This is a genomic window from Acetobacterium tundrae, from assembly GCF_008086615.1.
GTDB classification, from domain to species: domain Bacteria; phylum Bacillota; class Clostridia; order Eubacteriales; family Eubacteriaceae; genus Acetobacterium; species Acetobacterium tundrae.
This window is the reverse complement of sequence record NZ_RXYB01000020.1, coordinates 40,944-62,260: the sequence shown is the minus strand read 5'-3', so window position 1 is coordinate 62,260 and position 21,317 is coordinate 40,944. Positions and strand designations below refer to the sequence as shown.

Below are 21,317 nucleotides of genomic sequence, written 5' to 3'. Positions count from 1 at the left end.
GGTATGATTATGAAACTCCAGCAGTTGTATTTTATGAAAATCAGACCCTGGCAGCATAATCAATCACACGAAAGGAGAGTTATCTTAAATATTTTGATTTCGTGTCTTGACAAGCGTGCACATTATACTTCCTTGTGACGCACCTTATGAATACTGGGAAGAAGAAAATATGCGTGGCAAGGGGCTGATATCCATGAAACACACCGCAGCTTTGTGTGGAATCGGAGAAATAGGGAAAAGTACCTTACTCTTGAATCCGAAGTATGGAAATTTGCTGACCATTGGTGTGATCCTCACGAATTTAGATCTAAAATCAGATCCGTTGGGCGAAAATATTTGCATCGAAGGGTGCACAAAATGCATCGATGCCTGTCCGGTTCAGGCCATCAAAAACGGTGTGGTGAATCAAAAACTTTGCCGCATGAATACCTATGGAAAAACGGCAAGAGGTTTTGATACGGTTGATTGTAATCATTGCAGAGTGATTTGTCCGATGAGATTCGGGAGATCATAGGCAGGTAGCGATATTTTTGAGGAAATGTTATGAAATTGATCATTCCTTTGGTGTGGTGGTTTGTCACGACACACAAGAGGTTTCTTTTAAAAACCGATAATGCATAAAATGGCATTGTAATAAGTGCCCAAAAGGAGGAAAATGATGAATGTAATTGTTTTTTTAGCAGCAGGATTTGAAGAAGTAGAAGCTTTAACCGTTGTCGATTATTTAAGAAGAGTCAAGCAAATTACGGTTCATATGATTAGTATCAGAGATACCCTTCAGGTTTCAGGAAACCATCATATCGAAGTAAAAGCCGACAAACAAATCGATGAGCTGTCAAAACTTGACTCCTACGAGGCCGTTATTATTCCCGGCGGAATACCGGGAGCAGCGAATCTAAGAGATGATCAGCGGGTCGTAAAAATCGTCAGAGAAATGAATGAAGCAGGGAAATTAGTGGCAGCGATCTGTGCCGGGCCCATCGTCTTAGAAAAAGCGAAGATCATTGATGGAAAAAAAGTGACCTCTTACCCCGGATTTGAAAAGGATCTGCCCAATTCAATCTATCAAGAGGATGCGGTGGTGAAGGATGGAAACATTATCACATCGCGTGGACCGGGAAAAGCGGTGGATTTTGCCCTTGAAATTGTGACGGTTTTAGCTGGTGAGAAAGAGGCCGAGAGCTTGAGAAAAAATATCCTCTATGAAAAGAAGGTATGCATAGAATAGCAAACAGGGGAGCAAGCATCTGTCTGTTGAAAAGGACTGTGTGAGTTAGAGGGAGCACATCAAAAATATGGTAAATGAAAGGTTTCACATAAATAAGGAGGAACAAAAGTATGACTATTGGAGAAAAAATTAAGGAAGCTAGAAAGAGTGCGGGACTTACACAGGAGCAGATGGCTGAGAAACTGATGGTATCAAGCCAAGTAATTACAAAATGGGAAGCTGATCAAGAAATTCCAAATGTTGATAATTTAAAGGCAATTTCAAGCTTGTTAAATGTAAGTATTGATCATCTGTTTGATAATGAACAGGATATCGATACATCAATTATTAGAGAAAAGATTGACATATCAAAGTATAAAAAGAATCCGAAAGACCAGATTATTACGGGAAAATATCCAGAGGCTGAGATATATTTGTTAATTGCCGAACAAAAGCTTACAAAGGGTGAGAAAATAATTGATAATGTATTAGGATTTATATTTAACGCACCATTTGGGATACCGGGGTTAGCTAATGGGCTTAAAAATAGTGATAAATCTTTCTATTTGGTAAATAAAGATAATAAACAGTATTTTGTTATGGTAACAAATGAGTTTATTGAAAGTCGTGAAATGACAAAGCCTCTGACAGAAAAGAAGTTTGAAATTGATGATATGAAATTTATCAAGTGTAACTATCAGGTGAAAAATAAAAAAAGGTAATGATTGATATCAGTTTCGTCAACAAATACGCATTCAGTTTTTCCTTATATCTGCCGGAGTATCAACAGCTGCGCTATACCTATGACATGGGGGACAATTGGGAACATGAAATACGGCTGCTACGGGTCATCGAGGACTTTGATATGGAATCGCCATATCTGCTCGAAGCGAGCGGGCAGACCCCGCCGGAGAATGCTTTCAATAAAAATGGTTTCACCTATTGTGGCCTGATTTATCTCAAGAGTGGGGCCGAACGGGTGGCTTATCAACGTGTCGGAAAAAGTTAGTTAGTGATGGAACATTATAAGAAAGAAGGAATGTAATGAAATTAAAGAAGTGTATTATTTGTCTCATCGTGGGGTTAATCCTGTCTGGATTACCAATAGGGGCAGTTGCCGCCAATCAAGGTATCCAGAGTTATGATCAAATCAATACTTTAGATCATGATGCCGGTATTGATGACGAAATTGTCGTTATTTATCAAAATCAAGGCTCGGTTAAAGATCTGGGGCTGACAACGAATCAGATCGAAGCCGGAGAAAAACTAGGTGATCAAGTTGACATTATAAAGGTCAAGGATGGGAATCAAGTCGATGCGCTGGTTTCAGAGCTTTCAGATAATCCCAATGTGTTGGCCGTTCAAAAAAATACTTACCTCAAATTAACAACCCTGCCAAACGATGAATTACTATCTCAAGCATGGCAATTTGAAGCCATCGGTGCCGATCAGACCTGGGATCAGGTTAATAATAAAGAAACCGTCGTCGTGGCGGTCATCGATTCTGGTCTTAACATCAACCACCCGGATATCGTTGGCAAGACAACCACCGGTTATGATTTCGTCACCGGAAAAACGGAGACAGTTGATATGATTGGCCATGGAACCGCTATGAGTGGCTATATTGCCGCAGTTGCTAATAATGAGATTGGTATTGCCGGAGTGACTGGAATTGCAAATATTAAAATCGCTCCTTATCGGGTTGGTGGTAAAACAGAAGATGATTACAACGTTGACCTCGGTTATGCCTGCGCCGCTCTTTATGCGGCGGCGAATCGACCGGAGGTTCGGGTCATCAATATGAGTTTTGCCGGAGATGAGGTGTCGCCAGTTCTTGAGAACGCCGTTGCTTATGCGGCCAGTAAGGGAAAAATTTTAGTTGCGGCTGCTGGTAATGATGGAAACGACCCTGTAACTGGTGGAAACATTGAAATTCCTTCCGCCTATGACAATGTCATATCAGTTGGCGCAACGGATCGGGATAATGTGATCGCCGATTTTTCCCAGCATAATAAGATGGTTGATTTTTGTGCGCCCGGGGTTGATGCCCTGACCCTTTGGGGTAAGGATGGGTATATATCCGGTTCCGGGACTTCTGCTTCTAGTCCTATAGTCGCGGGTGCCTGTGCTGTTTTAGTGGCAGCGGATGCGACGATTACACCGGCTGAGGTCGAGACGATTTTAAAAGAAACGGCCATTGATCTGGGTGAAACAGGCCGTGATAATTACTATGGCGATGGTCTCATTCAACTTGATCAAGCGTTGGCCCAGGTCACCCCGAAAGAACGTCTGAGCGTCTCTGATTTTAGTACCAATGTATTAACAGGTCAACCAATTAATACACCCATTGTTTTAAATGCCGTCGCCAGCGGTGGAACAGGGGCTTACAGCTATGCCTTCTCCTATGATTTAAATGGTGAAACCACGATGATTCAGGATTTTAGCAAGGCCAATACGGTTACCTTTATTCCGAATGTCCCTGGGATTTACAGCTTTAGGGTCGCCGTGCAGGATGCCGATCATGAGGTGGCACAAGCAAATATTATCAATTATGTCATCGAAAACCCTATCGTTACAACTGCCTATCGCACCCATGTTCAGAATAACGGCTGGCAGGCGATTGTAAAAAATGGCGAAGTAAGTGGCACTGTGGGTGAATCGCTGCGCTTAGAAGCGATTGAACTCAACGCCGATACCAGCGCCTACGATATCGGCGTTCGGTATAAAACTCAGGTGGAGAATCAAGGCTGGCAGGATTTTGTGGAGAATGGCGCATTAAGCGGCACCGTCGGAGAATCGCTACGCTTAGAAGCCATTAAAATTGAGTTAACCGGGACGGATGCAGATCTTTTTGATGTTTACTATCAGGTTCATATCCAGAATATCGGTTGGATGGATTGGGCCAAGAATGGTGAGCCGGCCGGAACCGAAGGTTTTGGTTATCGTATGGAAGGGATCAAAGTTCAAGTTGTGTTAAAAGGAAGTGAAGCACCGGGGAACGTGGAGCGACCTTTTGTTAAGATATAATGAAGCATTAGAAAATTTATAGATCAGGAAATGGAAAAAGACAAAAAAGAAAGAATCAATAATTTTACAAGCCCGCCGAATATTCGTTCGACTTACGATTCTATTATGATGATTGAAACCATTATTGGAACACAGTGGGCAGAGAAAGTGCCGGTTTCTATTCCGGTTTATAATATTGCCGGCGACCAGGATCCGGTTGGACTTTATGGCGAAGGTGTCTATGCGGTTTCAAGCTGGTTGGCAGAAACCGGAAATGAGGTCAAAACAAAGCTTTATTCCGGGTATTGTCATGAAATCCATAAATATCGGGATATTCGTGATGAGGTAGAAGACGGGATGATTGATTTTATCAATCAGGTCATTGCACAAAGTTAATAGAATTTTTCAGATTCCCTAATAAATAAAGAAATGTCGATAATCGTGGATGCATCGGCTGTGAATCCAGCGACGGTTCATTGGCAGCACTCTAAGCGGAAATAAACAAGCCAATAGCCATCGCTCCAATTATCGTGAACGGCGGCGTTGGTGTGACAACTACCGCCGGCGATTCGCAAAAAAGATATCCTTCTTCATTTAAATGGGCTTGTTCGTGAGGGTTTTCAGCATTGGATTACTGATGATGATTGCCCATCGGTACACTGGGGGCTTTTTTCTATTAAAAACTTTCGTTTCAGGCAATTAAATGATACAATAATGCCATTCAAATCGAACACATTATTGCGTACTACCGAAACCTAAAGTATTAGGGGGCGGTGGCCTTATTCATTTGACGAGATCAAAAATGAGGAGCAACATGTTCCTGGCGGAGATTATCAGACTATTTTTGGTCTTGATGTGATACTAAATTAGCGTAATCAAGGAATTGCAGCACAGTTAAGCAATCATTTTTTTACTCAAAGAGAATTGCAGTTCTGGGACGATTCAGTCACAATGGTTTACATCCGCGTTAGAATCTGTTTCGCATCAAAGGACATTGCCGAAAATGTAGATGGCAGTATCACAACAAAACAGATTGAAGAATCAGAAATCAGCTGAACACGGATCAGGAAACTGGTAGAAAGGGGATTTTTGGTAAAATAATTTTGACATAAATTAAGCGTCAGGAAGGTGAATGAATGGGACATATTACAAGTAAAGATGCCTACAAGAATTTAGAAGAAAGAATTAACTGGTTTACCCAGGGTGCTCCGCCGACGGAGAGCCTGTATAAAATATTACAGGTTTTGTACACAGACCAGGAGGCCAAATGGGTTGCCTTGCTGCCGGTTCGTCCATTTACCGCTAAAAAAGCAGCTCAAATCTGGCATATCAATGAAGCCAAAGCGGAAACCTTTTTAGAGCATTTGTGCGAGAAGGCATTGCTGGTGGATTCCTTTTATGACGGAAAACGTGAATTTGTAATGCCGCCACCCATGGCCGGTTTTATTGAATTTGCCTTAATGCGGACAAGAGGCGATATTGATCAGAAGTATTTAAGTGAGTTGTACTATCAGTATATGAATGTCGAAGAAGATTTTGTCAAAGATCTTTTTTTTGCCACCGAAACATTTTTGGGACGCGTCTATGTTCAGGAGCCGGTTCTGACAAATGATAATACGGTTCATATTCTGGATTATGAAAGAGCTAGCCAGATGATCGCGGAAGCATCGCATATCGGACTGGGAACTTGTTATTGCCGGCATAAAATGTTGCATGTCGGACATCCCTGTCAGATCGATGCGCCTTTGGATGTTTGTCTGACCCTCGGAAACGTGGCCCGGTCCCTGGCAGAAAATGGTCAGCATGCCAGGTTAATTGACAAAAACGAGGCGATGGCGGTATTGGAACGTTCTTATGCAGCGAATTTGGTGCAAATTGGGGAAAATGTCCGGGAAAATCCGGCATTTATCTGTAATTGCTGCGGTTGCTGCTGTGAAGCCCTACAAGCTGCAAGAAAGTTCAGCCCCATGCAGCCAGTAGCGACAACGAATTATATCCCGGTTATCTCCGATGCGTGTATCGGGTGCGGTAAATGCGAAAAGGTCTGTCCGGTACTGGCTATTTCCATGAAAAATAAGCAGGCGGGCCAGGACGTCGCTGCAGTGGATCATCAGATATGTCTGGGATGTGGGGTCTGTGTCAGAAATTGTCCGACACATGCGATTCATTTGGAACGACGAGAAATCGAAGTGATCACCCCCGTGAACAGCACCCATCGGTTTGTCCTGCAGGCAATTGAAAAAGGGACGCTTCAGAACCTTGTCTTTGATAATCAGGCCTTTGCCAATCATCGTGCGATGGCCGCGGTATTTGGAGTTATTCTTAAATTACCTCCGGTTAAACAGATTTTGGCCAGTAAACAGTTTAAATCAATTTATCTGGATAAATTGTTGTCTGCTCCCAAGTGATGCTTGGTTTGCCAGCGAATTATAACTGCTAATTCTGTTCAGTATATCCCCTATAATTGCTTTAGCTTATTGTTTTTCATGAACACATTTAAGTGAGACAATCAACAGTTCCGCCGTTATTTAATGCTGTATTTGAATTTTAAATAAAAATACCTCGATATTGTCCCGTTAAGGACATACCGAGGTGAAGCATTAAAATCGATATTCACTTATATATTGCCACACTTTCCATTCCTTTCTCTTATTTTACAACAGGCATAAGCCCATCCTTGGTAAAAAACAATCAATATCTTATTCTATTCATTGGACTGCTTTCTCACTATATTTTCCACAAAGCCAATTTGATCTATTTCCATGCGAATGCAATCTCCATCTTTTAGTAAATAACTATTTTCAAGACCACTGCAATCCGGTATGATCCCGGTTCCCATGAATTCTTCCGGATATATTGTCTCTCCCTTAGAAGCGTAGGAGACAGCCTCACCAATACCATAAAGGAACTCATTCAATTGGCTAGTTGCCACTTTGTCAGATATCCTTAAACGACTTTCATCTCAGTTTCTTTTAAGACGTCAACACACCTGTTTTTACCACGTACCAAAGATAAAAAAAGAGCTACTAATGCACAACCGGCTGACACGATACATACTATCCCCATTGCCTGACTAAAGGCAGCCTGTTGGAGCGCTGCTCCTTCAAGCCCTGTTGCCGCAAAGATGGTCGTTGCATGATCGATATTGTATGACAACAAAGCTGCCGATGTGGCCTCTCCCAGAACCATACCGATATTACGCATTGTCCCCAGGGTGGCTCCGGCAACCCCTCGGCTGGAAGCCGGTACACTTCCCATCACGGCGCTGTTGTTGGGTGTATGAAACATTCCTGCTCCGATCCCGGTGACAGCAAAGACAATCAACAGCAATACCGTTGGTGTGTCCGGATGAAAAGTACTAAAAGCAATAACCGCGATTCCCAAAATTCCCAGTCCCGCACAACTGATGAAACGGCTATCATACTTATCCGAGATTGAACCGCTGATGGGTGCCATAATCATCATTGCCAATGACATTGGGAGCATCATCAATCCCGAAAATGAAACAGAGAGCATCCGCTGTTGTTGCAGATAATAAGGTGAAATAAAAACCAGCATGAATTCACACATATAAAAAAAGATGGCTGCGAAATTTGCCGTGGTAAATACTCTGTTTTTAAAAAGGTTTAAATCGAGAATGGGATGGTCACTTTTCATTTCATAAAGAATGAATGCTCCCAGTGCCACGATGCCTGTAATTAGCGAACCAAAAATCAAAATTGGATTAACTGTTGATTTACTGAGCATATCCAGTGGCAGTAAAATCAGCACCAAAGCCAGTATAATCAGTACGCTTCCAATCGGATCAAACTTTGATCCTGATTTCGGTCGATCTTTTTGAATGTTTCGCATTGCTAAGACCGTTCCTATGATACCAGTGGGAATATTGATAAAAAAGATACTGCTCCATCCCAACCAATCGGTCATGATTCCACCGATGGAAGGTCCGGCACAGGTGGCAACAGCAACGGCAATGGCGGTTACACTCAATGCTTTTCCGCGATTCTCAGGTGATACTGCATTAATAACAATGGCGCTGCCGGTTGACATCAGCATGGAACCGCACAATGCCTGAATGATTCGGAAAATTATTAACATCCCGATATTTGCTGATAGACCACACAACAGTGAACTGACAGTGAAACCGGCAAAACCAATGACATAGATTTTCTTTAAACCATACAGATCTGAAACTCGGCCAAAGGTCAGCTGAGTTGCGCAAAGTGTGAGCAAATAGGCAACTACGACCCACTGCACAATCGCTATGGTGGTATTGAATCCAGACTGGATTAAGGGCAATGCGACATTTGTCGCATTGATATCAAAACAAGTCATAAAGGTACCGAGAGCTACAGTCGCAACGGTTAAGCGGCTATTTTTTTTAATAAGATTCATATTCATCCTTCTTTCATCATAACATGAGTAATTACTCATATTATAAGTACCTTTGTTTTGCTTGTCAACAACAATATGAGTAAATGCTCGTATTATTTGACAAAAACACCCCATTACTTTAAAATAGGGTTAAAGGAGATGATGATATGGCTGAAAGTAAACCCGTGCGTAAACCACAGCAAAAAAGAAGCATCGAAACAAAAGAGAAGATCCTAAGCGCCGCCTACACACTTTTTTGTGAAAAAGGCTATTTCAGTACCACAACCAATGAAATTGCCAAGGTTGCCAAAGTTTCAATTGGCAGTCTTTACGCATATTATAAAGATAAAGACACCATCCTGCTTGATATCTTAGAACGATACAACAATTCATTTCTTAAAGTTCATGATGACTTATCCGCAGAAATTGAGATTTATAAAAACGATCCTAAAAAATGGATTCGTCTACTCATTGAGAACCTGATTGAAGTGCATCAATCGTCAAAAGCACTGAATCGCGAAATGGAAATTCTCTGTTTCACAATGCCAGCAGTTGCCTCGGTCATGGTCAAACAGCGGGAAAAAACATGGCAAACGACCCTCGATAGTTTTCATTCGTCCAGTGAATATATCACCGCGAAGGATCCCGAAGCTGCTGCGATCATCGCTTTCAATTTAATCAGTTCGATTGTCGATCAAATTGTTTTTTACAAAAATGAAATTGAAGTGGAACGTATTTTACAAACCGGTATTGACGCGGTTTATCACTTGTTAATGGGCTGAATCTGTTATTGGGTAAGAGACGGACTATTCTAATGTCGTTTTTTGAATTCTTTTATTTTTCCGCCAGATTTTCCAGCCTCTTTAAAAAACAGAGAGAAGAGAGACAACCTGAGTCCCGTAGAACTCGAATCGTCTCTCTTCTTTCTCTTCTCGCTGTTTCTTTACCCGCAATCTCAATAAGTTAAGTCGAGTAAGTTTCCCTGGCTCACTTTACTTTGTTTCTATTTAAAATCTTTCGTTTCAGGCAATTAAATGATACAATAATGCCATTCAAATCGAACACATTAACCAACTGAGGGGCGGTTCTATGAAATCTTACGATGCATTTTAAAAGGAGGAAATATCATGTCAAGAATTGGAATGATCGGCGGCTTCGGCCCCGAATCAACGCTGGATTATTATCGACTGTTGATAGAAACCCATCGCCAAAAGGTAAATGACGGGAACAACCCGGAAATAATAATCAACAGCATGAATATGAGTATTCTGATGAAACTAATGGAAAACCGGGACTGGGATCAGCTGGTGAAATGGCTGATTGAAGGCATCGATGATCTTTACCGAGGAGGGGCTGATTTTGGATTTATTTCTGCGAATACCCCACATATTGTGTTTGACCGCGTTAGCGAACGGTCACCCATTCCGTTGATCAGCATTGTCGATGAAACCTGCCGATACATAAAAAAAGCAGGGTGTCGCCGGGTGTCACTGCTGGGCACTAGTTTTACCATGCAAAGTGATTTTTATCAGAAAGCTTGTCACCGGGAGGGAATCGAGGCGGTGATTCCCAATGAAACGGAGCAGGCTTACATTCAGAATAAACTGATGACGGAGATCGAGTTGGGTATGTTTCGGGATGAAACCCGGCGGGGATTGCTTGGTATCATCAAACGGATGATGGCCGATGACACGATCGAAGGGGTCATCCTGGGCTGTACCGAGCTGCCGCTGATCCTGCCGGAAAGTCAACTGGGGATCCCGTTTTTTAACACCACCAAAATCCATGTCGAAAGCATTATTGCGTACTACCGAAACCTAAAGTATTAGGAAGCGGTGGCCTTATTCATTTGCCGAGATCAAAAAGGGAGAGCAAGATGTTCCTAACGGAGATTATCAGACTATTTTTAGTCTTAATGTGATACCAAATTAGCGTAATCAAGGAATTGCTGCACAGTTAAGCAATCATTTTTTTACTCAAAGAGGATTGCAGTTGTGGGACGATTCCGTCGCAACGCTCTACATCTGCGCTACCTGTTTCGCATCAAAACCATCCTTTTTAAAATTGAAATTCAGTATCTTAGGTTGACCGGTTGCCTGCTCCGTAACTTATTTCTGGTCTTATTAAGATATCACGAGCATTTCCTGAAAAAAAATTAAAGCATAAGTCTTGGGATCGTTCTGTTTGTCCGATGACAAGTTGTTAGTGTGGGAGATTACAATCGTCAACTTACTTGTCTGCCCACTATTATTCCTTACAAACACAAAAATACGGTTAAGAAGGGAAAGTCGATGTTTCAAAAATTTATATTGGAAACGGATGCGATTGATTTTGGGCATCCGAAAATGATACAAAAATCGCTCCAGCTATTCACACCAAAGATGTCGGATGCTGAAAAGGCAATAATTGCCTATGAATTTGTCAGAGATGAAATTCCTCATTCCTTTGACTGCAATGCCAAGGTCATTACGGCGAGAGCATCGGATGTACTCATCCACAAAACGGGAATTTGCCAGGCCAAAGCAAATTTGCTGGCAGCACTTCTTCGGTCTCAGAATATCCCAACGGGTTTCTGTTTTCAGCACATCACCCTTGCCGATGATGATTCTCTGGGATATTGTGTCCATGCTTATAATGCCGTTTTTTTGGAAGACCATTGGATTAGGCTGGATGCAAGAGGAAATAAGCCAGGTGTGCATGCACAATTTTCATTGAAAAAACCGGTTCTTGCTTTTTCGAATCGAACGGAATATGATGAATACTACTGGCCGGGTATTTATGCCAATCCTCACCGGGATACCATGCTGATGCTAAAAAAGGCTGGCTGTTTGCAGGATGTTCTTGATCACCTGCCAGAGTCGCTCAATGAAAAACCGGATGTTTCGGTTTAGTCTGATCAATCTATTTTTTAGGTAAATTATTACTTCAATAAAAGGAGAAAATCATGTATATCCTTTTATTGAAGTAAATCAATCCCTTGGAGGGGGTTGAATAGGCAATATCTGCCCATATCGTATATTTGGACAAATACTATGATCGGGGTCCCAAATAAAAAAAATCCGGCTGCTTGGGTTCTTTGAACAGGGTGTTCAATCGGATTGATGCATCATGTACCGGGCCGAGTTTGATGGTTCTGGCATGCTGGGGGCATTTTTTGATGCAGGCGCAGCAGGTGATGCATTTTTCTTGATCAATCTGGCGGCTGTTTTCCTTGAAAATCGCTCCCACTGGACAGACTTCAGCACAGATCTGGCATTGATTGCAGTCACTGCCAACGGTGATAAAATCGACATTCCAGAGCTTGGTTGCGCCGCGAAAGGGGAATTCACCAGGTACATTCAGCTTCCCAATTTCATCGACAGATAAAATTGCAGCCAGTTTTTCATTGATTTTGCAGCCAAATGCTTCCGCTTGACTCAAATCTTGAATATTTGGGCGACCGGCGGCAATGGGTATTTCAACACTGGAAAAGGAACGCTCGCCGATAAAAGCCCCTGAGGCAATGGGGAAGCATCCGTCAGCAACGAGAATTTCTGTAAGTTCAAGTAAGGCATCGTCATAGACACGGTTACCGTACACAATAATGCAGACCACGGGAGTTTTTTTGGCTTTAATGGATTGGAGCCATTCCCGGATCACCTCCGGCACCCTTCCCATATAAACAGGTACCCCAATAATCAGCAATTCGTCTTTTCCGGTATGCAATGGTTTTAACCGAGACTCCGGTTTGGTCAGATCAATCCGTTCCACTTCAATTGCATCAATGCCCTGTGCAACGCCTTCAACCACTGCTTTTGTGGTTCCTGTTGGCGAAAAATAAACCAGTTTTGTTGACTTTATTTTCATTTGAAAACCTCCATTATTCTATTTTCTAGAATAAGCATATTACAGATGTTATAATATTACCAGAAGTGTATTTATACTGGTATAAATTATAATAGAAAGAGGCATAACCCTATGCACAGTGAGCAGCAACGATATAAGGAACTTGGTGATTTTCTGAAAACCCGGAGAGCAAAAATACTGCCTTCTCAGGTTGGTCTCTCATCAGGCCAGCGACGGCGAACCCCTGGTTTGCGAAGGGAGGAAGTCGCCCAAATGGCTGGGATCAGTCTAACCTGGTATACCTGGCTTGAACAGGGTCGACCAATTCATGTTTCCACCCCGGTGGTGGAAAGTCTTTCCAGGGTATTGCAGCTTGACCGGGAAGAATGTCATCATCTTTACCGGCTGGCAAACCAGCCCCTGCCTGCCGATATTCCAGTGTCCCGGGAAACATCCACACGGACATCGATGAAAGGAACGAAAAGATGGATCTGTATTTAATGAAATTTATGGCGAAGTATACTGATTTTAATAAAGAAGCATTACAGGAAATAATGGGGCATATGGTGGTTGAAACCTATGAAAAAGGGACAATACTGCTTAGACAAGGGGACATATCCAGTAAGTGCTATCTGGTTTTGAATGGGTGTGTCAGACAATACAGCTATGGGGTGGAAGGCAAAGAAATTACAAATGATTTTTTTACCGAGGAACAATCCGTTACACTATTCAAAAGTTATAAGTTAAGACTGCCATCTGATTATTCGCTATCCTGTGTCGAAAAAACAACCTTGCTAATTGGCGATGCCGATACAGAAGAAAAGATGTATGTAGAATATCCAGCACTCCAAAACATCACAAGATCGATGTTAGAGTTGAATTTGGGGGAAACCCAGGATGCCAGTGCGCGGTTTATGTCGAAAACCCCAGAGGAACGTTACCGCAGCTTGGTAGAACAAAGACCGGGATTGATCAACCGGGTGCCGCAACATCAATTAGCAAGCTATCTTGGAATAACGCCAGAATCCTTGAGTAGAATTAAGAAGCGGTTATCCCAAGACAGTAGTGGTTAGAATTCAGTTGCTTTTTTGGGTCTCTTGCCACCCTTTATCAATAGCCAGATTCCAAAACCCAATTCACCCGCAGTCATCGGCAGGCTTAAGATCTTTTCGATTAGCATTGTTGTGGTTTCATATTGGGGCAGAAACACATACATCGAATGAATAAGAACGTAACTTAAAGCCGCAATGACTAAAAGGATACCCAGGAATTTTGGGATAAAGTCTGACTTTAAAATTAAATAAGCAATGATTAATAAATGGAGACCAAAAATAATCAAGCCCAGTGACCAGATGCTATTAAATGCACTGAGAGAGAACATGACTTGAGCACTCAATTGATCGGCCGGCAGGGATGCCGAATAATCATCGCCGCTGAGTAAAAGCGACACCATCACTAAATTGGAAATGGCAATGCCTAAAATCATTGCATAGATTAGTCGAAACCAGCCACCTAGTAATGACAGATGAGCATCAATCTGCTTCATGAAAATAGTTAAGGCCCCTGCAATAATAATATCGAAGACCAGAATCAGGAACCAACTGAATATTTCCGCCCGAAAGAGGGGGGTGTTTTGTTGGATCTGGCTCACGGTTGCCGCCGCATTCCCTGTGATAACCAGACTTGAGTGAATAAATCCATAGGCAAAACCGGCACATAGTGCGATCATAATCATCGCCACCCCAACGATGACAGCCGCTTTTCTTGGTGATATTCTTTCTGTTTCAAACACTAATATAATTACCTCCTGTTTGTTTGTAATTATGTTAGCATGGCGGATATGGTATTTCATTGACTTAAGTTAAGAACGAATAATATTTTAAAAGTTACAAACCAATAGTTCGGTGTTAACGTTTTTAGGCATTGAAAAATTGTGTCGCTGGAGCCAGGTACCACTTATCTTAACTCCATGGTTTTCTACACCGCCGGACTGGTGCGGGACGGTTCATCAAGAAGCGGTATGGGTTGATAAGGTGGCGAAAGATTTGCTGCTGAAGACTGCGCTGCGACAGGTCGAAGGGCGTATCATCGGTCATATTAAATAGGGTGCTAAATATTTCTGTCAAAAAATACTCTGCAACATACCTGAAAGGATGAGAAATGATAAATCGAATTAATATTATTTGTATGGGAGTCCGCGATATGGCAAGATCCATTCGTTTTTATCGCGATGGTCTTGGTTTTGAAACTGATGAAATGGCTGATAATCCGACAGTTATATTTTTTAATACCGCCGGGACTAAATTTGAACTATATCCGCTGATGCTGTTGGCCGAGGATATTAATCCTGACAATCCGCCGGCATTGAGCAATGGTTTTGCAGGAATCACATTAGCCATTAATGTGAAAGAAAAAAAAGAAGTTGATGAGACCATAAAGATGGCCAAAGCCGCCGGGGCAACGATAGTAAAAGAACCAACCAATGTATTTTGGGGCGGATATCATGCCTATTTTTCTGATCCGGATGGCTATTACTGGGAAGTTGCATGGGGGCCTGATTTTCAATACGATGAACAGAATATGATCGTTTTTTAAAATCTAAAACCGGCACATCTTAAAGACAAGGCAGCGAAGGGAAACTTGGATCAGAATCCGAGCCATTGATGCATCGACCTGTTATAATCGGCTGGGAATTTATGTTCTGGTTAAAGGAAATAAAAGACACTGACGGTGCCAGGTTCTAGGCACACTTAATATAAATCAGAATTTTTTGTTATGGGGTAAAAGATATGGCAAGAGGAATTATTATTTTTGGTTCAGCAGGTTCAGGAAAAACAACATTGGGGAAAATGGTCGCTGATAAGCTTGGCTTTCCATATTTCGACATAGATAATTATATATGGAGAAAAGATACTGATAAACCTTTCACAGTTATGTATACTCGTGAAAAGAAGATTAATAGATTAATGACAGATATATCGAAAAGAAGCTATTTTGTGATGGCTGGCTCAATGGATAGTTTTAATGCACCATTTGTTCCATTGTTCGATTTGGCAGCACATATTACAGCATCTGCCGAAACAAGAATTGTTCGGATTCATAAAAGAGAATATGAAATATTTGGAGAAAGAATCGTCAAAGGCGGAGATATGTATGAAGAACATTGTTGTTTTCTTGATAACTCAGCTAGATATGATTCGGATGGTTCTCCGTGTAAGAAGACACATGAGCAGTGGGCTAATTCATTACCTTGTAAAGTACTACGGTTGAATGGAGAGGAGAACTTAAATAAGAATGTTGATATCATAGTTCAAGAATATTTGAAAAAAGTTTGAAAAAAGATTTAAACTCTGACGGTGCCTGGCTCTCTTAACTTAATGATCTGATAACCTGCAAATATGGAAGGAGAAAAAAATGAAACCTTGTAAAAAATGGGACGAACTGATTGAAAAAACGGTTGAATCGATGCCAGGAACAACCCGGGATTATAAATCGGAATGGGATGCCATCCGATACTTTGTCGGCGATGTGATGTTTGCCATGCGTGGTGAAAACAAAGAAGGGGACGCTCTGCTGACCGTCAAGCTGCCCATTGGCGATGGTGAAATCCTCCGTTTGCACTATCCGGATATTATTCCCGGATATTACATGAACAAACAACACTGGAATTCGATCATCTTGAACGGCGATGTGCCCGAGCAGGTGCTGGTCGACTGCATCCAACTGGCTCATCACACCGTATTCGTCAAATTGACAAAAAAGAAACAGTGTGAAATTGAGGCAAGCATTCACGTTCCTGGAGAATAATTAAGAGGACTCTCCCTCGAAATAAAAATAACGAAGGAGAACTAAAATAGCCTTGGTGCCTGCCCCTTAACTTATTGACTTAACATAATCGATATAGCAAATTAATTTGAATGAGAGGTAGAATTGTGAAGTGGTTTTTTAATAAATTACCTGAATATGAAGATTTTGATCCAGCTAAGCAAGGCTATAAAGGAATTAATGAACCGAGTCGTATAAAGACAGTCACAATGGAAATATTAGTTGCGACTCTCGTTGTAATATTAGATGGATTTATTATAAAATTAATTATTGGGGTTAACTATAAATTTGCTATTTGGGATAACTACATGTGGGTTGTTATTTTGATTGGTATCATTCCAATTCATGAATTCTTGCATGTGATACTTTTCCCGGGAAAATTTACTTCACCTAATATATACATTGGATATTATGGCGGTTCATTTTATGTAGATTACGCAAATGATATAAAAAAAGCTAGATGCTTAATCGTTAGATTATTCCCATTCGTGGTATTGACTTTTTTACCAATCATATGTATTTTGATATTCAACTCATATATTGAAATATTGACGAAAATATCTCTAATAAATGGAATGCTCTCTTGCGGAGATATCTTTTCCTTTTTTGTTATTCTCAAGCAAATACCAAAAGGTGCTTCTGTCAGAAACAAGGGTGATGTTACATATTGGAGGTGAGTAGTTTAACAGAAGGAGAGCATTATTAAAAAGTATTTATCTAAACGATTGCTGTTTATCATACCTGGAGTTGTGGCATATATACTTAATAAATATGCTCAGAATCATCCGGATTGGGCGGAACAATACAGTAGGTCAGGTTATCCGGCATTGTCAAATGCCGTGGGATTTTTACCTTCTCTCGTAAAGTTTTCTGTTAGTGAATGGCTGGTTGTATTGGTTTTGTTGTTTTTGCTATTATATATTGTTTATTATGTGCGTAAGGTTATCATCAGTAAAGGGACTCGTAGGCTAGAATCTTATCGTGGTGTGATGGGAATAGTTGCGATGTGCAGCATGATATATTTTTGCTTTACTGTTTTGAGTGGATTAAACTATTATCGGTATTCTTTTTTGTCTTATACCGAATATCATGCGGAGACATACAGTGTGGAGGAACTGGAGGAATTGTGTCAGTCACTTGCCGATGACATGGGACTGGTAAGAGCGGAACTGGGAGAAGACACTGACCTTTTGGTCCAAGCCCCAGATGATTTTGATTATTATGCACAACACTCAGTGTTGGCGCTGCAAATGTTGTCAGAGAAGTATCCTATTTTGGAGAGATCTTTATATTCCACACCAAAACCAGTGGTGATGTCAAAACTGATGTCTCGTGCAGGTATACAAGGTAATTCTTGCCCTTTTACTTTGGAAGCTAATATCAATGTTGATATGCCAGTTTTCATGATACCTGCCGCGATGACCCATGAATTGGCACATCAGTGTGGTTTTATGCAAGAGGATGAGGCGGGTTTTATATCCTATCTGGCATGCACGCAGCAGGATGAACCAATGATACTTTATAGTGGACTTTTTCTAGCGTTTGATCATTCCATATCTTTGCTCGAGAAAGTTGATTCGGATAAGGCTTTGGTGATAAAGTCCAGTTTGTCCCAGAAGGTGCAGCATGACATGGTACAGAGTGAGCAGTATTGGGGCAAGTATGAAGGTATTATTTCAAATGTTTCAAGGAGTGTCAATGATGTCTATCTGAAGGCGAACAACCAGACAGAGGGTGTGAGTAGCTATGATAAAATGGTAAATCTGTTGCTGGCAGAGCAACGAGATAATCTTTCGAGAACGTCCGTAAGTTTGAGTAAAATAAATTAGAAACGAGAAATTATAATTGGAAAAATGTGATGTAAGAATAAACACACTATTTAATAGCATCAACACAGAAATTGCGGAGGAAATTATTTGAAAAATAAAGTGAGAAGTGTTTGTGACTTGGTCCTCGGTATTTTATTTATTGTCACAGTAATCTGGGGGTATTATACAGATATCAGCTATATGGGCTACATTTTCTAAACAAACTTGTATATAATAAATTATCAAGCCCCGGTGCCAGGCACCGTAAATTATATGTGAAAGGTCTTGCCAGCGGTAAGAATGATAGGGAAAAACAGTGAAAGTAGAAATTTGGTCAGATTATGGTTGTCCTTTTTGTTATATTGGAGAAAGAAAGCTTGCCTTAGCCCTTGAGCAAACAGGAATGACTGCAGACGTCGAGATTGTCTTTAATTCGTTTGAATTAGACCCGAACGCAAAAAAGAGTGTTGAAGAGAACATTAATCAACTGCTTGCCAAGAAGTATGGGATGAGCATGGATCAAGCCATAGCGGCCAATAATAATATTATCAATGCGGCGAAAGAAGTGGATCTGGTTTTCAATTTCGACAAATTGCAGTCAACCAATACCTTTGATGCCCACCGGTTGTCACATTATGCCAAGGATCAGGGTAAGCAGAAGACCTATACCGAAGCCGTGATGAAAAGCTATTTTACTGATTCGTTGAACATTTCAGATTTTGAAGTGTTAACGTCAATTGCCGTAGAAGTGGGATTAGATCGAGTTGAAGCATTACGCATTTTAGAATCATCAGCTTTCGCAGAAGCGGTCCGACAAGATGAGGCTAATGCCTATTCACGCCAGATAAATGGCGTGCCATATTTCTTGTTTAATGGAAAAGAGACAATAAATGGCGCACAAACAGTTGATACTTTTGTGGCAGTGATTGAAGGGTTAAAATAAGTATTGAATCATTCTCGCAGCGAAAATGCACTAAAAAACGCAAATTTACGGTTTTGTTCGTCATTTCAAAAACCAGAACCAAACCAATTAACAGTGAGAAAGGATGGGTAACGATGATTGATTAATGTTGTTAAAATATGCTTTAATTTGAGAGGTAACAATGAAAGATTATATTATTCGAGAAATAAAACAAGCAGAAATATCACTTCTTGGTGATTTTTTATACGAGGCCATTTTTCAGCGTGACGAACAGAATCGCTTGCCACGGGAGGTGATCAATCAGCCTGAACTCATGGTGTATATCGAAGATTTCGGTCGGAAAAATGATCAGTGCCTGGTCGTCGAATGCGATGGTAAAATCGTTGGCGCGGTCTGGACCCGAATACTGTCAGGAAAAATTAGCGGATTTGGAAATGTGGATGATCAAACACCGGAATTTGCCATCTCTCTGGTTCAGGAATACCGCAACAGAGGCATTGGTACCGAACTGATGAAGCAGATGCTCAAGCGATTGAAAACAGCGGGATACCGGCGGGCGTCGCTGGCCGTGCAGAAAGACAATTATGCCCTGAAAATGTATCAGACGGTAGGCTTTAGGGTGATTGATGAATTAGAACAGGAATATCTGATGATTTGTCAATTAGCGGATGACCTGATTTAAAGATATGTTAATCGCGATACACAAGATTGGATCGAAAAACAAGTAACTCACTATCTGAGAGAAAAGCGGATTGCCAAAAATGCAACGACGGTGAAAGTTATATTCTTGAATGAACATTCCAGTGAGAAGATAGATCATCACAAACTAAATTTATCGATAACAGCAGAACCCAACCCTGAAATATGAAAGCGAGGTAAAAATGGAAGCGGATGTATTTTATCAAAACAATGCCAAGGTCTATGATATCCTGGATCGGACCTACTTCAGAAAGCCGGCCACCAGTCCCCGTAATGCGGTCATTTCCGCAATAGGAAATGAATCCTTAACCGTTTTGGATTTATGCACCGGAACCGGGTCTAATGCCATCGCCCTTGCTAGGGCAAAAAGAAAGGTCAGCCTTGTCGGCATTGATATTTCTGGGGCAATGTTAGAAAGAGCTGCCATTAAACTAAAACAAGCGGGGGTAACCACGGTTGAACTGATGCAGATGGATGCTGCAAATCTGCAATTTCCTAATGGCAAATTTGATGTCGTCTTGATTTCGTTGGTTTTGCACGAGATCAAGACGGAGTTGGCGGGACAAATGATTGCCGAGGCTAGAAGAGTGTTAAAAACCGACGGAAAACTAATGATTCTGGAATGGGAAGAACCGGTGAACTGGCTTCAAAAAATTGCGTTTTATCTGGTTAAAAAAACCGAACCCAAAGGCTTTGAGGACTTTCTAAAATGTGATCAGGATCAATATTTCGCCCGATATGGTTTTCAGATAACCCAAACAATCCATTGTGATTACAGTAAAGTAATGATCTTAGCAAAAAATGAGCAGCGTAAACTGGGGGATGATATGGATAAAAATATGCAAATCTGACATTAATGGACATTGGGTTTACTGATTAAGTGGTGATTGTTTGTTGTAAGATAAGAATGCTGAAATAATGATCAAATAATTTAGAATATGGAAGGGGAAAATAATATGAGTATCAATAACGAAATCTTAACTTGCATCCATGAGCGGAGGAGTACCCGCCGATTTACCGACCAACAAGTATCAACTGAACAGTTGGAGGCAATCCTTGATGCTGCAATATGGGCACCTAGCGGTGGTAACAATCAAAGCTGGCTGTTTACGGCGATTCGCAAAAAAGATATCCTTCTTCATTTAAATGGGCTTGTTCGCGAGGGCTTTCAGCGTTGGATTCCGGATGACGATTACCCAGGGAAACTGAGGATAAAAGAACAGTCACAAAAAGAAACCTATAACTTTTATTACCAGGCGCCAACGCTGATCATTGCATCCAATCGGCCAAATTACGAAAATGCCATGGCAGACTGTTCTCTGGCCATGGAAAATATTTTTCTTGCGGCTCACTCTTTGGAATTGGGAAGTTGTTATATCAACCAACTTCATTGGTTGCGGGATGATCCGGATGTCCGGTCATATCTGTTTGAAATGGGAATCCCAATGGAATATACAATCTGTTCTGCGGCGGCGATCGGTTATAAAGGTGCAGCATCGCCGGTGCCTATTCGCAAAGAAAAAACGATAAACATTATTGGATAATGGGTTAGAGAAAGTGTCAGTTATCCGGAATTTTCGGATAACTGCTTCAGATTTACGCCGATGAAAATGATTGTGAAATGAGTACCCGCTGATTTACGGACCAACAA

26 protein-coding genes are annotated in these 21,317 nt (G+C 41.3%); 22 read left to right on the top strand and 4 right to left on the bottom strand.

All coding sequences use genetic code 11. The features are described 5' to 3' along the window. Nucleotides 1-169: 169 nt before the first annotated feature. The 7 genes from FZC40_RS13910 (at nucleotide 170) to FZC40_RS13875 (ending at nucleotide 6,621) form a co-directional block, all read left to right on the top strand. Nucleotides 170-514: a hypothetical protein gene (locus tag FZC40_RS13910; RefSeq protein WP_186843823.1), complete on the top strand. Its 345-nt coding sequence runs from the start codon at nucleotides 170-172 to the stop codon at nucleotides 512-514. A 141-nt stretch (nucleotides 515-655) separates the two neighbouring features. Further along, nucleotides 656-1,228 (top strand): DJ-1 family glyoxalase III, encoded by a 573-nt coding sequence (locus tag FZC40_RS13905; RefSeq protein ID WP_148605385.1) that lies wholly within the window; start codon nucleotides 656-658, stop codon nucleotides 1,226-1,228. A 110-nt stretch (nucleotides 1,229-1,338) separates the two neighbouring features. After that, nucleotides 1,339-1,929 carry a helix-turn-helix domain-containing protein gene (locus tag FZC40_RS13900; protein WP_148605383.1) on the top strand — a complete coding sequence of 197 codons (591 nt, stop codon included), beginning with the start codon at nucleotides 1,339-1,341 and terminating at the stop codon, nucleotides 1,927-1,929. After that, the gene (locus FZC40_RS13895; RefSeq protein WP_148605381.1) at nucleotides 1,929-2,216 is read left to right on the top strand and encodes an IS1096 element passenger TnpR family protein; all 288 of its coding nucleotides are present in this window, start codon (nucleotides 1,929-1,931) and stop codon (nucleotides 2,214-2,216) included. Before FZC40_RS13900 ends, FZC40_RS13895 begins: the two co-directional genes overlap by 1 nt. A 35-nt stretch (nucleotides 2,217-2,251) precedes the next feature. Further along, nucleotides 2,252-4,234 carry a S8 family serine peptidase gene (locus tag FZC40_RS13890; RefSeq protein ID WP_148605379.1) on the top strand — a complete coding sequence of 661 codons (1,983 nt, stop codon included), beginning with the start codon at nucleotides 2,252-2,254 and terminating at the stop codon, nucleotides 4,232-4,234. A gap of 30 nt (nucleotides 4,235-4,264) precedes the next feature. After that, nucleotides 4,265-4,609, top strand: a complete 345-nt coding sequence (locus FZC40_RS13885; protein ID WP_243135824.1) for an alpha/beta fold hydrolase — start codon at nucleotides 4,265-4,267, stop codon at nucleotides 4,607-4,609. Between the two features lie 740 nt (nucleotides 4,610-5,349). Further along, nucleotides 5,350-6,621: a 4Fe-4S dicluster domain-containing protein gene (locus tag FZC40_RS13875; protein ID WP_148605377.1), complete on the top strand. Its 1,272-nt coding sequence runs from the start codon at nucleotides 5,350-5,352 to the stop codon at nucleotides 6,619-6,621. A 296-nt stretch (nucleotides 6,622-6,917) separates the two neighbouring features. On the opposite strand, the gene FZC40_RS13870 is transcribed toward FZC40_RS13875, so the two are convergent. After that, complete coding sequence (locus FZC40_RS13870) at nucleotides 6,918-7,145, bottom strand: fumarylacetoacetate hydrolase family protein (RefSeq protein WP_186843824.1); 228 nt, start codon at nucleotides 7,143-7,145, stop codon at nucleotides 6,918-6,920. A 14-nt stretch (nucleotides 7,146-7,159) separates the two neighbouring features. After that, entirely contained in the window at nucleotides 7,160-8,608 is a 1,449-nt protein-coding gene (locus FZC40_RS13865; RefSeq protein ID WP_148605373.1) for an MFS transporter, read from the bottom strand. 146 nt (nucleotides 8,609-8,754) lie between these two features. Here FZC40_RS13865 and FZC40_RS13860 point away from each other — a divergent pair, with 146 nt between their 5' ends. The 3 genes from FZC40_RS13860 (at nucleotide 8,755) to FZC40_RS13850 (ending at nucleotide 11,478) form a co-directional block, all read left to right on the top strand. Continuing rightward, nucleotides 8,755-9,369 (top strand): TetR/AcrR family transcriptional regulator, encoded by a 615-nt coding sequence (locus FZC40_RS13860; RefSeq protein WP_148605371.1) that lies wholly within the window; start codon nucleotides 8,755-8,757, stop codon nucleotides 9,367-9,369. Nucleotides 9,370-9,714: 345 nt separating this feature from the next. After that, nucleotides 9,715-10,416, top strand: coding sequence for an aspartate/glutamate racemase family protein (locus FZC40_RS13855; RefSeq protein ID WP_148605369.1), 702 nt, complete (start codon nucleotides 9,715-9,717; stop codon nucleotides 10,414-10,416). Nucleotides 10,417-10,878: 462 nt separating this feature from the next. After that, entirely contained in the window at nucleotides 10,879-11,478 is a 600-nt protein-coding gene (locus FZC40_RS13850; protein ID WP_148605367.1) for a transglutaminase-like domain-containing protein, read from the top strand. A 139-nt stretch (nucleotides 11,479-11,617) separates the two neighbouring features. Here the strand turns inward: FZC40_RS13850 and FZC40_RS13845 are convergent, their stop codons facing one another. Then, nucleotides 11,618-12,433: a 4Fe-4S binding protein gene (locus tag FZC40_RS13845; RefSeq protein WP_148605365.1), complete on the bottom strand. Its 816-nt coding sequence runs from the start codon at nucleotides 12,431-12,433 to the stop codon at nucleotides 11,618-11,620. Between the two features lie 111 nt (nucleotides 12,434-12,544). On the opposite strand from FZC40_RS13845, the gene FZC40_RS13840 reads away from it, so the two are divergent. Both FZC40_RS13840 and FZC40_RS13835 read left to right on the top strand, forming a co-directional pair. Next, nucleotides 12,545-12,913, top strand: a complete 369-nt coding sequence (locus FZC40_RS13840; protein WP_148605363.1) for a helix-turn-helix domain-containing protein — start codon at nucleotides 12,545-12,547, stop codon at nucleotides 12,911-12,913. Then, nucleotides 12,898-13,485 (top strand): Crp/Fnr family transcriptional regulator, encoded by a 588-nt coding sequence (locus FZC40_RS13835; protein WP_148605361.1) that lies wholly within the window; start codon nucleotides 12,898-12,900, stop codon nucleotides 13,483-13,485. The genes FZC40_RS13840 and FZC40_RS13835 overlap by 16 nt, the downstream gene beginning before the upstream one ends. Here the strand turns inward: FZC40_RS13835 and FZC40_RS13830 are convergent. Next, on the bottom strand, nucleotides 13,482-14,204 hold the full coding sequence (locus FZC40_RS13830; RefSeq protein ID WP_207706732.1) for a DUF4386 domain-containing protein: 723 nt from the start codon (nucleotides 14,202-14,204) through the stop codon (nucleotides 13,482-13,484). The genes FZC40_RS13835 and FZC40_RS13830 overlap by 4 nt on opposite strands. Before the next feature lie 139 nt (nucleotides 14,205-14,343). Here FZC40_RS13830 and FZC40_RS17180 point away from each other — a divergent pair, with 139 nt between their 5' ends. From FZC40_RS17180 to FZC40_RS13785, 10 genes are all read left to right on the top strand, one after another. Continuing rightward, entirely contained in the window at nucleotides 14,344-14,517 is a 174-nt protein-coding gene (locus FZC40_RS17180; protein WP_186843825.1) for a hypothetical protein, read from the top strand. A 55-nt stretch (nucleotides 14,518-14,572) separates the two neighbouring features. After that, nucleotides 14,573-15,007 carry a VOC family protein gene (locus tag FZC40_RS13825; protein WP_207724276.1) on the top strand — a complete coding sequence of 145 codons (435 nt, stop codon included), beginning with the start codon at nucleotides 14,573-14,575 and terminating at the stop codon, nucleotides 15,005-15,007. A 194-nt stretch (nucleotides 15,008-15,201) separates the two neighbouring features. Then, on the top strand, nucleotides 15,202-15,747 hold the full coding sequence (locus FZC40_RS13820) for an AAA family ATPase (protein WP_148605359.1): 546 nt from the start codon (nucleotides 15,202-15,204) through the stop codon (nucleotides 15,745-15,747). Between the two features lie 79 nt (nucleotides 15,748-15,826). Then, the gene (locus FZC40_RS13815; protein ID WP_148605357.1) at nucleotides 15,827-16,219 is read left to right on the top strand and encodes an MmcQ/YjbR family DNA-binding protein; all 393 of its coding nucleotides are present in this window, start codon (nucleotides 15,827-15,829) and stop codon (nucleotides 16,217-16,219) included. Nucleotides 16,220-16,344: 125 nt separating this feature from the next. Then, nucleotides 16,345-16,914 carry a DUF3267 domain-containing protein gene (locus FZC40_RS13810; protein WP_186843826.1) on the top strand — a complete coding sequence of 190 codons (570 nt, stop codon included), beginning with the start codon at nucleotides 16,345-16,347 and terminating at the stop codon, nucleotides 16,912-16,914. A gap of 72 nt (nucleotides 16,915-16,986) precedes the next feature. Then, nucleotides 16,987-18,066, top strand: coding sequence for a DUF3810 domain-containing protein (locus tag FZC40_RS13805; RefSeq protein WP_243135823.1), 1,080 nt, complete (start codon nucleotides 16,987-16,989; stop codon nucleotides 18,064-18,066). A 295-nt stretch (nucleotides 18,067-18,361) separates the two neighbouring features. Continuing rightward, the gene (locus FZC40_RS13800; protein ID WP_148605352.1) at nucleotides 18,362-18,988 is read left to right on the top strand and encodes a DsbA family oxidoreductase; all 627 of its coding nucleotides are present in this window, start codon (nucleotides 18,362-18,364) and stop codon (nucleotides 18,986-18,988) included. A 160-nt stretch (nucleotides 18,989-19,148) separates the two neighbouring features. After that, complete coding sequence (locus tag FZC40_RS13795; protein WP_148605350.1) at nucleotides 19,149-19,649, top strand: GNAT family N-acetyltransferase; 501 nt, start codon at nucleotides 19,149-19,151, stop codon at nucleotides 19,647-19,649. A 199-nt stretch (nucleotides 19,650-19,848) separates the two neighbouring features. Further along, nucleotides 19,849-20,517, top strand: coding sequence for a class I SAM-dependent methyltransferase (locus FZC40_RS13790; RefSeq protein WP_148605347.1), 669 nt, complete (start codon nucleotides 19,849-19,851; stop codon nucleotides 20,515-20,517). A gap of 105 nt (nucleotides 20,518-20,622) precedes the next feature. Further along, nucleotides 20,623-21,210: a nitroreductase family protein gene (locus tag FZC40_RS13785; protein WP_148605345.1), complete on the top strand. Its 588-nt coding sequence runs from the start codon at nucleotides 20,623-20,625 to the stop codon at nucleotides 21,208-21,210. Nucleotides 21,211-21,317: the final 107 nt, after the last annotated feature.